Origin of the sequence: Streptomyces sp. NPDC051976 (genome assembly GCF_040680795.1) — a bacterium.
Taxonomy (GTDB): Bacteria; Actinomycetota; Actinomycetes; order Streptomycetales; family Streptomycetaceae; genus Actinacidiphila.
Genome location: NZ_JBFAXL010000001.1, coordinates 119,392 through 131,848 on the forward strand (window position 1 = coordinate 119,392; position 12,457 = coordinate 131,848).

General features: G+C 74.0%; 10 protein-coding genes. 7 read left to right on the forward strand and 3 right to left on the reverse strand.

From position 1 onward, the window contains the following. Positions 1–107: 107 nt before the first annotated feature. A complete protein-coding gene (locus AB0M29_RS00570) occupies positions 108–1,289 on the reverse strand; it encodes a cystathionine gamma-synthase (protein ID WP_365376831.1) in 1,182 nt (393 codons plus the stop codon). A 180-nt stretch (positions 1,290–1,469) separates the two neighbouring features. On the opposite strand from AB0M29_RS00570, the gene AB0M29_RS00575 reads away from it, so the two are divergent. From AB0M29_RS00575 to AB0M29_RS00595, 5 genes are all read left to right on the forward strand, one after another. Then, the gene (locus AB0M29_RS00575) at positions 1,470–3,161 is read left to right on the forward strand and encodes a M48 family metallopeptidase (protein WP_365376834.1); all 1,692 of its coding nucleotides are present in this window, start codon (positions 1,470–1,472) and stop codon (positions 3,159–3,161) included. Position 3,162: 1 nt separating this feature from the next. Next, entirely contained in the window at positions 3,163–4,182 is a 1,020-nt protein-coding gene (locus tag AB0M29_RS00580) for a hypothetical protein (RefSeq protein WP_365376836.1), read from the forward strand. Between the two features lie 40 nt (positions 4,183–4,222). Further along, positions 4,223–5,005 (forward strand): SDR family NAD(P)-dependent oxidoreductase, encoded by a 783-nt coding sequence (locus AB0M29_RS00585; RefSeq protein ID WP_365376838.1) that lies wholly within the window; start codon positions 4,223–4,225, stop codon positions 5,003–5,005. Positions 5,006–5,123: 118 nt separating this feature from the next. Beyond that, a complete protein-coding gene (locus AB0M29_RS00590; protein WP_365376841.1) occupies positions 5,124–6,551 on the forward strand; it encodes an MFS transporter in 1,428 nt (475 codons plus the stop codon). A 79-nt stretch (positions 6,552–6,630) separates the two neighbouring features. Beyond that, on the forward strand, positions 6,631–8,463 hold the full coding sequence (locus tag AB0M29_RS00595) for a glycoside hydrolase family 15 protein (RefSeq protein ID WP_365376844.1): 1,833 nt from the start codon (positions 6,631–6,633) through the stop codon (positions 8,461–8,463). A gap of 24 nt (positions 8,464–8,487) precedes the next feature. Here the strand turns inward: AB0M29_RS00595 and AB0M29_RS00600 are convergent, their stop codons facing one another. Next, positions 8,488–10,110 carry an FAD-binding oxidoreductase gene (locus tag AB0M29_RS00600; protein ID WP_365376846.1) on the reverse strand — a complete coding sequence of 541 codons (1,623 nt, stop codon included), beginning with the start codon at positions 10,108–10,110 and terminating at the stop codon, positions 8,488–8,490. A 61-nt stretch (positions 10,111–10,171) separates the two neighbouring features. On the opposite strand from AB0M29_RS00600, the gene AB0M29_RS00605 reads away from it, so the two are divergent. Continuing rightward, on the forward strand, positions 10,172–10,855 hold the full coding sequence (locus AB0M29_RS00605; protein WP_365376848.1) for a TetR/AcrR family transcriptional regulator: 684 nt from the start codon (positions 10,172–10,174) through the stop codon (positions 10,853–10,855). A 21-nt stretch (positions 10,856–10,876) separates the two neighbouring features. On the opposite strand, the gene sigJ is transcribed toward AB0M29_RS00605, so the two are convergent. Next, positions 10,877–11,803: an RNA polymerase sigma factor SigJ gene (gene sigJ / locus AB0M29_RS00610; protein WP_365376851.1), complete on the reverse strand. Its 927-nt coding sequence runs from the start codon at positions 11,801–11,803 to the stop codon at positions 10,877–10,879. 140 nt (positions 11,804–11,943) lie between these two features. Between sigJ and AB0M29_RS00615 the strand changes: the two genes are divergently transcribed. Next, positions 11,944–12,396, forward strand: coding sequence for a nuclear transport factor 2 family protein (locus AB0M29_RS00615; protein WP_365376854.1), 453 nt, complete (start codon positions 11,944–11,946; stop codon positions 12,394–12,396). Positions 12,397–12,457: the final 61 nt, after the last annotated feature.

Below are 12,457 nucleotides of genomic sequence, written 5' to 3' on the forward strand. Positions count from 1 at the left end.
CCGGCGCGGGAGGCCGGGACGGACGGCCGCGGAGCGGACGAGAAGGGCGGGCCGGACGGGAAGCGCGGGGCCGGGAAGGGCCACGGCGCCGCGACGGCGTGCGAACGTCAGGCGAGGGCCTGGGAGAGGTCGGCCAGCAGGTCGTCGACGGCCTCGATGCCGACCGACAGGCGGACCAGGTCGGCCGGGACCTCCAGCGCGGAACCGGCCACCGAGGCGTGCGTCATCCGGCCCGGGTGCTCGATCAGCGACTCCACGCCGCCCAGCGACTCGCCCAGCGTGAACAGCCGCGCCCGGTCGCAGACCGCGACCGCCGCCTCCTCGCCGCCGGCCACCCGGAAGGACACCATCCCGCCGAAGGCCCGCATCTGCTTGGCGGCCACCTCGTGCCCGGCGTGCCCGGCCAGACCCGGGTAGTACACCTGCGTCACCTTGGGGTGCGCCGAGAGCATCTCCGCGACCCGGGCCGCGTTCGCGCTGTGCCGGTCCATCCGCACCGCGAGCGTCTTGATGCCGCGCATCACCAGCCACGCGTCGAACGGTCCCGCCACCGCGCCCATCGCGTTCTGGTGGTAGGCCAGTTCCTCGCCGAGGGCGGCGTCCGAGGTGATCAGGGCGCCGCCGACGACGTCGGAGTGGCCGCCCATGTACTTCGTGGTGGAGTGCACGACGACGTCGGCGCCGAGGGCCAGCGGCTGCTGGAGGTAGGGGCTGGCGAAGGTGTTGTCCACGACGAGCCGCACCCCGGCGTGCCGCGCGACCCCGGCCAGCGCCGCGATGTCGGTGATGCCCAGCAGCGGGTTCGACGGCGTCTCGACCCAGATCAGCTTGGTCTCCGGGCGGACGGCGTCCCGTACCGCCTGCACGTCCGAGGTGTCGGCGACCGACCACTTCACGCCCCAGCGCTCCACGACCTTCGCGAAGAGCCGGAAGGTGCCCCCGTAGGCGTCGTTCGGGATCACCACGTGGTCGCCCGGCGACAGCAGCGTCCGCAGCAGGCAGTCCTCGGCGGCGAGGCCCGAGGCGAAGGCGAGGCCCCGGCTGCCGCCCTCCAGCGCCGCGAGGTTCTCCTCGAGCGCGGTCCTGGTCGGGTTCGCCGACCGGCTGTACTCGTATCCGCCGCGCAGCCCGCCGACGCCGTCCTGCTTGTACGTCGACACCTGGTAGATCGGCGTCACCACGGCCCCGGTCTGCGCGTCCGCCGGCTGACCGGCGTGGATCGCGAGGGTCTCGAAGTTCTGGTGCCCGATGTGCGCGTCGTTGCGCTGATCGTTGTGCTGATCCGTCATGCCGCCGAGCGTAGTCGCACGGGCACCGGATCGGGCTCGCCGAGTACGGCGGACGAGCCGTATGATCCGCTTCTCATTTCGAATTCTCGAATGCGTGTCCGGAAACCGTCGGCGTCCGGCACGCCTTGTCGTGCCTGTCTCGTGTCTGTGTTGTTGAGTCCTGTGGGGGGACCGCGCCCGATGGCTGCGTCGCTGCGTGCTCTGCGCGCCCTTTTGCTCCTGTCCGGTTTCTATCTGCTCGGCGTCGGGATGCTCGCGCTTCTCGTCGGCGTCGACATCGCCATCGTCTGGGCGTTCATCGAGGGCGGCCACGCGGTCTTCCTGCTGGTGAAGCTGCTGCTGGTGTCGCTGGCGGCGACGCTGCCGATCCTGGAGGGCATGTTCGCCTTCCGGCGCCCGAAGAAGGACGACGGTCCGGCGGGGGTGCGGGTCACTCGGCAGGAGCAGCCGGAGCTGTGGGCCGAGATCGAGGAGTCGGCCCGGCTGTCCGGCACCCGGCCGCCGCAGGTGGTGGTGCTCACCGGTGTCGTCAACGCGGCCGTCAGTGAGCGCGCCCATCTGCTCGGCCTGATCCGCGGCCGCCGCAGCCTCTATCTCGGCGTACCGCTGCTGTCCGGGCTGACCCTGCCGCGGCTGCGCGCCGTCCTGGCCCACGAGTTCGGCCACTACGGCAACCACGACACCCGGCTCGCCGGGATCACCATGCGCGGCCGTGAGTCCGTGCTGCGCACCGCCGACGCCTTCCGTGAGGGCGCCCAGGAGGGCAGCCGCACGCAGGCGCTCATCGGCAACATCTACGTCCGCTACACCCGGATGTACCTGCGGGTCTCGCAGTCCGTCAGCCGCGGCCAGGAGCTCGCCGCCGACCGGGACGCGGTGCGCGTCGCGGGCCGCGACACCACCGCGGCGGCGCTGCGCGAGGTCCGCGTCCTGGACAGCACCTTCCTGCACTACGTCAGCGAGTACGCGACGCTCGGCTGGAAGGCGTCGCTGCTGCCGCCCGCCGGGGAGTTCTACGGCGGCTTCGGCCGGCTGCTCGCCGAGCCGGGGCGCGCGGAGGAACTGGCCGCGCTGCGGGCCGAGCTGCCGGAGGAGGAGCTGTCGCCGTACGACTCCCACCCGCCGCTCACCGACCGGATCCGGCTGATCGCCGCACTGCCCGCGGACGACCGGCCCGACGACCCGGACGCGCCGCCCGCGCTCTCCCTGCTGCGTGACCGCGTCACCGTGCTGGCCGCGCTGGAGGGCGCCACGCTCGCCGCCCCGTCCACCCCCGGCGCCGAGAGGCGGCACCTCGACAGCTGGGGGGAGCTGGCGCACACCGTCGCCCGTACCGCCCTCATCCAGACCGCGCTGCCCCTGCAACGCGCCGCCGCGGACGCCGGTTTCGGCACCGCCGGCCGCCCCGCCAACCTCACCGGCGTCCTCGCCGCCATCGACGCGGGCCAGCTGTGGACCTCCGTCGCCGCCCACCTCCCCAAGTCCGAACAGGCCGCCCGCGCCACCGGCCGCGCCGCCCGCGAATTCCTCCGCCCCTCCCTCCGCTCCGCCCTCACCGCCCTCACCCACCTCGGCCTCGCCGACACCGGCCGCGCCCACTGGGAGGTCGACTGGTCCGGCCCGGGGGCAGTGAGCTTCGTCCTCCCGGAGGTGGCGAATCTGCCCGACGGTTACGCGGTGGCGCTCGCCGCCGCGCTGGACGCCGCCGTCGCCGACCGCCCCAACACCGGCCCGCTCCGGGAACTCCTGGCAGCGACGCCCGCGCCCGCGCCGCAAACCGCCGCCCAGGCAACCGCACGCCCGGCGCACACCGCCGACCCGGCGCCCGTACCCGATCAGGCGGCCGCCGAGGCGCTCGCAGGAGAGAAGTGACATGAGCTGGTTCAAGAAGCAGGCGCGGGTGGGGGCGGCGGCGGAGGGGGAGGCCGGGGCGACGCCGCCGGGGATGCTGGCGGAGGAAGGGCAGGACGTGCGGGCGGCGTATCCCGCGGATGCGGGGTGCCAGGGGGCTGCCGCCGCGGCCAGGGAAGGGCGTTGGGAGCCGGGGGCGGAGCTGCTGGCGGAGGCGGGGAAGGACTGGGACCGGCGGTCGGCGGTGGTGGCCGTGCTGGGTGAGGCGGCGGCCGAGGAGGACGACTGGCTGTACGCGTGGCAGGAGGCCCGCCCGGGGGACCCGGACGCGGCCGTGGTCGAGGCCGACGGCCTGGTCCGGCTGGCCTGGCGGATGCGCGGCGGCAAGCAGGCCCAGCACACCGGCCGCGAGCAGTTCGACGCCTTCACCCGCGTCCTGGGCCGGGCCCGCGACGCCTGCCACCGCGCCGCCGAGCTGACCACGCCCACGGACCCGACGCCGTACGCGGTCGAGCTGTCCGTCGGCCTCGGCCTCGGCTACTCCCACGACGACTTCCGCGAGCTGTTCGCCGAGGTCGTCGAGCGCGCCCCGTACCACCAGTCGGCGCACGGCAGCGCGATGCAGTTCTGGTGCGAGAAGTGGCACGGCTCCGCGGACCTCGCGTTCCAGTTCGCCCAGGCCGCCGCCGCGGCCGCCCCGCCGGGACTGCTCTTCTCCCGCTTCCCGCTCATCAGTTGGTTCGAGCACCACGACTACCTGGTGCCCGCCCCCGACGACAGCTCGCCCGCCCTGACGGCCCTGGTCGACGCGGCCCTCGCCGACGCGGCGGCGGCCACCGAGGACTCCGCCCAGCTCCGCGCGCTGCGGCACGTCCTGGCGTACTACCTCTACCGCCAGGCCCGCTACACCGAGGCGCTCGACCAGTTCCGCGCCGTGGACGGCCACATCGGCGCGCTGCCCTGGGTCTACGCCCCGCGCCCGGCCCGGATGTACACACTGCTGCGCGACACCGCGTACCGCGCCCAGGGGGGCGCCGCTTAACCGATTGACCCGGTGGCCCGGGTGGGATGGGCTCTCCCCCATGACACAGACACCCCCCACCGGGTCCTCCGCCTCCCCCCGTACCGCGCTCGTGACCGGCGCGGCCCGCGGCATCGGCGCCGCCGTCGCACGTCAACTGGCGCGGGACGGGCTGGCGGTGGCCGTCGTCGACCTGGACGAGGCGGACTGCGCAGGCACCGTCGAGGCGATCACCGCCGCGGGCGGTACGGCGCTGGCGGTCGCGGCGGACATCGCCGACGAGGCCGCGGTCGGCGCCGCCGTCGCCCGGGTGGCCGCGGAGCTCGGGCCGCCGACGGTGCTGGTCAACAACGCGGGCATCGGCCCGCGCGCCGAACTGGTGGACATGACCACCGAGCAGTGGGACACCGTCCTGGGCGTCAACCTGCGCGGCCCCTTCCTCGTCACCCGTGCCGTCGCCCCGTACATGATCGACGCGGGATGGGGCCGGATCGTCACCATGTCCAGCATCTCCGCCACCGGCGACGCCGCCCGGGTCGACTACGGCAGCGCCAAGGCGGGCCTCATCGGCTTCACCAAGTCCCTCGCGCTGCAGCTCGGCCGGCACGGCATCACCGCCAACGCCATCGCCCCCGGCTTCGTCGTCAGCGACATGACCCGGCTCTCGGCCCGCCGCCTGGGCCTGGACTTCGACGACTTCCAGCGGCAGGCGGCGGCCTCCATCGCCGTCGGCCGCGTGGGGCAGCCGGAGGACATCGCCCATACCGCCTCCTATCTGACCAGCCCTCACGCGGGCTTCGTCTCGGGCCAGGTCATCTATGTCGCGGGCGGCCCGGTGGACTGACGGGGGGATTCCGGCGCGGGCGGCAGCGCGCCGCGGCGGGCGGGCGCGGGGCCCGTGGGACCGTGGCGGGCGTCGGCCGGGCCGGTCCCGGCGGCCGGGACGAGTGCGGAGGGCTGCCGTGAGCGCAGGCGGGGCGGAGACCGAAGCCGGCGCCGGCGGAGCGCCGTCGGGCGCGCGGCGGGTGCTGGCACCGCTGGCGCTGGCCCAGTTCATCTGCAGCTTCGCCGGCTCGAACATGAACGTGATGATCAACGACATCAGCCACGACCTGGACACCACGGTGGAGGGCGTGCAGATCGCGATCACCGTGTTCCTGCTGGTGATGGCCGCGCTGATGATCCCCGGCGGGAAACTGACGGACCGTTACGGTCGCAAGCGCTGCTTCCTGGCCGGTCTTGTCGTCTACGGGGTCGGCGCGGTGCTGAGCGCGGCGGCCCCCGGCCTCGGGGTGCTCATCGTGGGCAACTCGATCCTGGAGGGCGTCGGCACCGCGCTGCTCATCCCGCCGGTCTACATCCTCACCACGATGCTGTTCCCCGATCTGACCTCGCGGGCCCGGGCGTTCGGGACGGTGATGGCGCTGGGCGGCATCGGCGCGGCGGCCGGGCCGCTGATCGGCGGGCTGATCACCTCGGCGATCAGCTGGCGGGCCGCCTTCGTCTTCCAGGCGCTGGTGATCGTCGCGATCCTGGCGCTGAGCCGGTCGGTCGAGGACCCGGTGCCGCCCGACCCCACCCGCCCCTTCGACATCGTCGGGGCCGTGCTGTCGGCGGTCGGTCTGGTGCTGCTGGTCATGGGGATCCTCGCGGCCGACCGGAACATCTGGCTGACCGTCGGCCTGCTCGTCGCCGGCGCCGTCGTCCTGGCCGCCTTCTTCGGCTGGGTGCGCCGGGAGGAGCGGGCGGGCCGGGAGCCGCTGCTGTCGACCGGCCTGTTCCGCAACCGCACGTCCAACCTCGGCATGATCACGCAGAACGTCCAGTGGCTGATGCTCATGGGCTCGTCGTTCACCGTGGCCGCCTTCCTGCAGGTGGTCCGCGGCTACGACGCGATCCGGACCGGCCTGATCTTCACGGCGGCCACCCTCGGCCTGCTGGCGTCGTCGCTGGCCGCCGAGCGGCTGGCGAAGAAGTGGCCGCAGCGCACCCTGATCGTCGCGGGCTTCGTCCTGACCATCGCCGGGATCGGCGTCCTGATCGGGCTGGCGGCGGGCTCCCCGAGCCCCTGGGCCTTCACCCCCGGGCTGCTGCTGATCGGCCTGGGCCTCGGGGTGATGCTGACCCCGTCGGTCAACGTGGTGCAGTCGAGCTTCGGCGAGGACCAGCAGGGCGAGATCTCCGGGCTGTCGCGCAGTGTGTCGAACCTCGGGTCGTCGCTGGGCACGGCCGTCGCCGGGACCATCCTCGTCATCGGGCTGAGCCGCAACGCCTACGCCACCGCGATGGTCGTCCTGGCCCTGCTCGGCCTCGTCGGGCTGGCGGCCGCGCTGCTGCTGCCCCGCTCCTCGCACCGGGCAGGCGAGGCCGACGACCCGGCGCTAGTCTGAAATCGAACGAAATCCGGCGGATTGCGACGCCCGATTCCCGGGACTTCCCGTCACCCCCGCCGGTGGACGGGAGGCTCGTATGACGGCGTCGGCGTACCCGAAGATCGCGGACCACGGCTTCATCGGAGATCTGCAGACCGCCGCCCTGGTGTCGGCCGACGGCACCATCGACTGGTGGTGCACCCCGCGCTTCGACTCCCCCAGCGTGTTCGCCTCCCTCCTCGACAGCGACCGCGGCGGCCACTGCCGGCTGGCCGCCGATCTGTCGGGCGAGGCCGAGACGGGGATCAGGCAGCTGTACCTGCCGGACACCGCGATCCTCGTGACGCGCTTCATGGCGCCCAGCGGGGTCGGCGAGGTCATCGACTTCATGACGCCGGACGACTCCCGGACCGCGTCCGACCGGCACCGGCTGTTCCGGGTCGCCAGGACCGTACGCGGCAGCCTGTCGTACGTGCTCGCCTGCCGGCCCCGCTTCGACTACGGACGCGCCGGGCACACCCTCACCGAGGAGGGCGACGGCAGGGCGGTCTTCCACGGGCCGGGGACGGACCTGTGCGTCGAGGCGACCGAGGGCATCGAGCTGCGCCCCGAGGACGACGACCTCACGGCCCGATTCACCCTGACCGCAGGGGAGATGGCCGCCGTCGTGCTGACCGGCCACTCCGGTGACCGGCCGCCCGACGACCGGCTGCGGCGCGAGGACATCCAGCGGGCCTTCGACGGCTGCCGCGCCTTCTGGCACGGCTGGCTGCGCACATCCCGCTACCGCGGCCGCTGGCACCAGGCGGTCAACCGCTCCGCCATCACCCTCAAGCTGCTCACGTACGCCCCGACCGGCGCCCCGATCGCCGCCGCCACCATGGGACTTCCCGAGCAGGTCGGCGGCGAGCGCAACTGGGACTACCGCTACACCTGGGTCCGCGACGCCTCGCTGTCGGTGCGCGCGCTGTCCGACCTCGGCTTCGAGGACGAGGCCCGCGCCTTCCGCATCTGGATGCGGGACCGGGTCGACGCGGGCGGCACCACCTCCGGCGAGCCGCTGCAGATCATGTACCGGATCGACGGCGACCCGCATCTGACCGAGGAGACCCTGGACCATCTGGAGGGCTACCGGAAGTCGGCCCCGGTCCGGGCGGGCAACGCCGCGGCCGACCAGATCCAGCTCGACATCTACGGCGAGGCCGCCGACGCGCTCTCCCAGGCCAAGAACCTCGGCGACCTGCGCGGCTGGCGGGCCTTCTCCGGTCTCCTCGACTGGCTCGCCGACCACTGGGACCGCCCCGACGAGGGGATCTGGGAGACCCGCGGCGGCCGCAAGGACTTCACGTACAGCCGCCTGATGACCTGGGTGGCCTTCGACCGCGGCATCAGGTTCGCCACCGCCGGCTCCCGTCCGGCCGACATCGCCCGCTGGACCGAGGCGCGGGACGCCGCCTTCCGGCAGATCGTCGACCGCGGCTGGAACGCCGAACGCCGGGCCTTCGTCCAGCACTTCGGCTCCGACGTGCTGGACGCCTCCCTGCTGCTGATGCCGCGGATGGGGTTCATCGCCCCGAAGGACCCCGACTGGCTGACCACCCTCGACGCCATGGACGACGAACTCGTCAGCGACAGCCTCGTCTACCGCTACAACCCCTCCGCCTCCCCGGACGGGCTGCGCGGCTCCGAGGGCACCTTCAACCTGTGCAGCTTCCACTACGTCGAGGCCCTCGCCAGGGCCGGGCGGCTCACCCAGGCCCGTTACGCCTTCGACAAGATGCTCACCTACGCCAACCATGTCGGCCTGTTCGCCGAGGAGATCGGCCCCTCCGGCGAGCAACTGGGCAACTTCCCGCAGGCGTTCACGCACCTCGCGCTCATCGCGGCCGCGCTCGCCCTCGACGAGCAGCTGGACCGCGCCGAGGGGTGACGACCCCTCACAGGCGTGCCGGGGTCAGCCGACGAGCACCCCGGGGTTGAGGATGCCGTGCGGGTCGAGGGCGGACTTGACGGCGTCCAGCGCCAGCGCGAAGGGGGCCGGGCGCTGGCGGTCGTAGCCGGGGCGGTGGTCGCGGCCCACGGCGTGGTGGTGGGTGACGGTGGCCCGGTGGCGGTGGAGCACGTCGGAGGCGACGTCCTTGAGGTGGTCCCAGACGGCGGTCTCGTCACCGGGGCGACCGGCGGCCAGGACGGTGAAGTACGGCGCCGCGCCGTCGGGATAGACGTGCGTGAGGCGGCAGTTGAGGGTGGCGGGGTGGCCGGTGGCCTCGCGGGCGGCGGCGCCGACCTCGGTGCGGACGGCGTCGATCAGCGCGGGCAGCCGGTCCCAGGTGGTGGCCGTCTCGAAGGTCTCCACCACGGCTCCCATCCGGGCCAGGCCGTCCCGCAGGTACGGCATGCGCAGGAAGGCGGAGCGCCAGGCGCCGACCGCGTCACCGGAGGAGGACCCGCGGCCGGACTCGGGGGCCGGTGTGCCGCCGTGCGCGCGGGCCAGGTCCAGGGCGTGGGCGAGGTCGGTGTCGACGGGCAGCACCGCGGACTCGAAGCCGAGCACGAGCACGGAGGAACCGTCGCGCGCCGCGCCGGACAGGGCGGCCTCACCGGGGTCGAGGAGGCGGCAGTTGGCGGGGGCGAGGCCGGACTGGGCGATGGCGCGGACCGCGCGCAGCGCCGCGGGGAACTCGGCGAAGGTGACCGGCGCGGACGCCTTGTGGACGGGGCGCTCCCGCAGCCGCATCCATGCCTCGGTGATGACGCCGAGCGCGCCCTCCGAGCCGAGGAACAGCCGGTCGGGCGACGGCCCGGCGCCGGAGGCGGGCAGCCGCCACGAGGTGCCGGTGCCCGCGGGGGTGACCACCCGCAGGGACTGGACGAAGTCGTCGATGTGCGTGTGGACGGTGGCGTAGTGGCCGCCCGCGCGGGTGGCCAGCCAGCCGCCGAGGGTGGAGAACTCGAAGCTCTGCGGGAAGTGCCGCAGCGTCAGCCCGTGCGGCCTGAGCCGGTCCTCCAGCGCGGGCCCGAAGGCGCCCGCCCGGATCCGGGCGGCCCGGCTCTCGGTGTCGACCTCCAGGACCTGGTCCATCGCGGTCAGATCGAGCGACAGCACGGCCCGGTGCGCGTCGCCGCGGTACTCCACGCCCCCGGTGACCGACGAGCCGCCGCCGTAAGGGATCACGGCCACGCCGCGCCCGCCCGCCCACTCCAGGAGGTCGGCCACGTCCTGGTCGTCCGCGGGGTGCGCGACCAGGTCGGGTATCCGGCCGGGACGGCCGCGCAGGGCGCGCATCACGTCGCGGTACGCCTTGCCCATCGCGTGGGCGGCGCGCGCCTCGGGGTCGGCGGTGACCAGGTGCGCGAGGCTGCCGGGCGGCTCGACGGCGGGGCCGCCGATGCCCAGGTCGGCGATCCGCGGCACCGGCAGCGGGCGGGCGAGCGTCCCCGGCAGCAGCGCCCCCATCGCCGCGCACTCGGCGTCGTCGGGGTGCGCGTCGGCCCAGCCCCAGCCCCACCAGGAACGGGTACGGGCGGCGCGGGCGGCGGCGGGACGGGGGGCGGGGGCGGGCGTCGCGTCGGGCATGAGGGTTCCGTTCTGCACGAATTAACCACCGGGTAAATTACCGTAGGGTAATATCGTGGGCATGGCAACCTCCCCCCGCCCCCGAGCCGGAACCAAGGGCATCCCCCGGGCCGTCCGCGAACAGCAGATCCTGGCCGCGGCCACCGCCGAGTTCGGCCGCCACGGCTACGAGACGACCTCGCTGACCGCCGTCGCGGCGCGCGTCGGTGTCACCAAGACGCTGCTGCACCAGTACTTCGGCTCCAAGCAGGACCTCTACCTGGCCTGCCTGGAACCGGTGGGCGACCGGCTGCTCGGCGCGATCCGGGACGCGATGGGGCCGGGCGAGATCACCGCCCCGCGCACCCCGCTCCTGGTGCTGCACGCGGTGTTCACCGCCCTGGAGGGGCGGCGCGAGGCGTGGTTCGTGCTCTACGACCCGTCACTCCCCGAGGGCGGCGAGGCCGCGGCCCGCGCCGCGCACTACCGCGCCGCCATCGACACCCTCGCGGCCACCGGCACCGCGGACCTGCTCCGCGCCGCCGGATCCGGCGGCGGAATCGACGGCGACCCGCTCGGCACCGCTCCGCTCGGCACCGACCCGCTGGACGCCGACGCGCTCAAGTACGCCTGGCGGGGCCTGGTCACGGCCCTGGTCCGCTGGTGGATCCAGCATCCCGACCAGTCCCCCGACGCCATGGCCGCACGCTGCGCCCGCCTCTTCGCGGCCCTGCGCGCGAGCCTCACGGCGGGCGGCGACCTCTGACGCCCCCGGGGCGGGCCGGGGTCAGCCCGCCGTCCAGGGGCGGAGCTTCTCGGGGTTGCGTACGGCCCAGATGTGCGTGATCCGGCCGCCGGTGATCTCGAAGGCGAACACCGTGACCGTGACGCCGTCCTGCTGGACGATCAGCCCGGGCTGGCCGTTGACCGTACGCTCCAGGATCGCCACACCCGGCGGCCGCACACGGGCGATCTCCAGGTAGGCCCGCGCGACCTGCTCGCCGCCCTCGATGGGCAGCAGCACGGTCTGGGCGAGACCGCCGCCGTCGGCGGTGAAGACGGCGCCGGGGTCGAGCAGGCCGACCAGCGCGTCGATGTCCTTGGCCTCCCACGCCTGCTTGAAGTCCCGCACGATTCCCGCCTGTTGTGCGGTGGGCGCGGCCGGCGCCCGGTCCTGCCCGACGCGGACACGGCGGCGCGCGGAGGACGCCAGCTGGCGGCAGGCGGCGGGCGTACGGCCGGTGATCTCGGCGATCTCGGCGAAGGCGTACCGGAAGACGTCGTGCAGGATGAACGCGACGCGCTCGGCCGGGGTCATCGCCTCCAGGACGACGAGGAAGGCCATGTTCACCGACTCGTCGAGGGTGATCCGGTCGGCGGGGTCGGCCGTGGTGTCGCCCGGCCGCCCGGTGAGCCACTCCCCCGGCTCCGGCACCGGCTCCGGGAGCCACTCGCCGACGTAGCGCTCCCGCCTGGCCCGCGCGGAGCCGAGCAGGTCCAGGCAGATCCGGCTCGCGACCGTCGTCAGCCAGGCGCCCGGCACCTCGACGGCCTGCTGCTTCTCGCGCGGCATGGCGTACCAGCGGGCGTACGTCTCCTGGACGGCGTCCTCCGCCTCGGCCAGTGAGCCCAGCAGGCGGTAGGCGAGATTGATGAGGTGGCGGCGCTCGCCCATGATCGCGCGCAGGTCCTCGTGCCCGGGTCGGCTGGTCATGGTGTCGACGGCTCCCTCGTTCGCTTCTGCCCCTCACCCGTACGACGGGACAGCCCGCCGGAATGTGAGGCGGGCGCCCCACCTCACATTCCGCGTCGCGGTGTCGTCGTACCACTGAGAGCGCTGTGGAGGAGAAGACCATGAACGACTTTCAGGCGATCGCCGACCGCGTCGAGATCGAGGCGCTGCGCGGCGAGTACAGCGACGCGGGGATGATGCGCGACTACGACCGCATGGCGTCGCTGTTCACCGAGGACGGCACGCTGCGGATGCCCGACGTCCCCGCCGATCTGTCCGGCCGCGACGAGATCCGCGCCTGGCTCGAACAGGTGCCGCGGCACGTCGACTACCTCGTGCAGACCACGCACCCGGGCTCGGTCCTGCTGTTCGGCGACACGGCCTCCGGGCGCGCGTACCTCCAGGAGCTGGGGCGCACCCGCGACGGCCGGTCCTTCGTGAACTACGCGATCTACCACGACCACTACCGGCGTACCGAGGACGGCTGGAAGTTCACCGAGCGGGTCTACGAGATCCGCTACCTCGACACCACGCCGCTGCCGGGCTCGCCGCACACGGCCTGGAACAGCCGCTGAGCCGGCGCCCGGCCCCCGCCGCCGACCCCGTCGGCCCACCCACGACCACCCGCACAGGAGC

Excerpts from the sequence above, each read along its gene's own strand:
- AB0M29_RS00580 (WP_365376836.1), top strand. The coding sequence starts at position 3,163 with ATGAGCTGGTTCAAGAAGCAGGCGCGGGTGGGGGCGGCGGCGGAGGGG.
- AB0M29_RS00575 (WP_365376834.1), top strand. The coding sequence starts at position 1,470 with ATGGCTGCGTCGCTGCGTGCTCTGCGCGCCCTTTTGCTCCTGTCCGGT.
- sigJ (WP_365376851.1), bottom strand. The coding sequence starts at position 11,803 with ATGACCAGCCGACCCGGGCACGAGGACCTGCGCGCGATCATGGGCGAG.
- AB0M29_RS00615 (WP_365376854.1), top strand. The coding sequence starts at position 11,944 with ATGAACGACTTTCAGGCGATCGCCGACCGCGTCGAGATCGAGGCGCTG.
- AB0M29_RS00570 (WP_365376831.1), bottom strand. The coding sequence starts at position 1,289 with ATGACGGATCAGCACAACGATCAGCGCAACGACGCGCACATCGGGCAC.
- AB0M29_RS00605 (WP_365376848.1), top strand. The coding sequence starts at position 10,172 with ATGGCAACCTCCCCCCGCCCCCGAGCCGGAACCAAGGGCATCCCCCGG.
- AB0M29_RS00600 (WP_365376846.1), bottom strand. The coding sequence starts at position 10,110 with ATGCCCGACGCGACGCCCGCCCCCGCCCCCCGTCCCGCCGCCGCCCGC.
- AB0M29_RS00595 (WP_365376844.1), top strand. The coding sequence starts at position 6,631 with ATGACGGCGTCGGCGTACCCGAAGATCGCGGACCACGGCTTCATCGGA.
- AB0M29_RS00585 (WP_365376838.1), top strand. The coding sequence starts at position 4,223 with ATGACACAGACACCCCCCACCGGGTCCTCCGCCTCCCCCCGTACCGCG.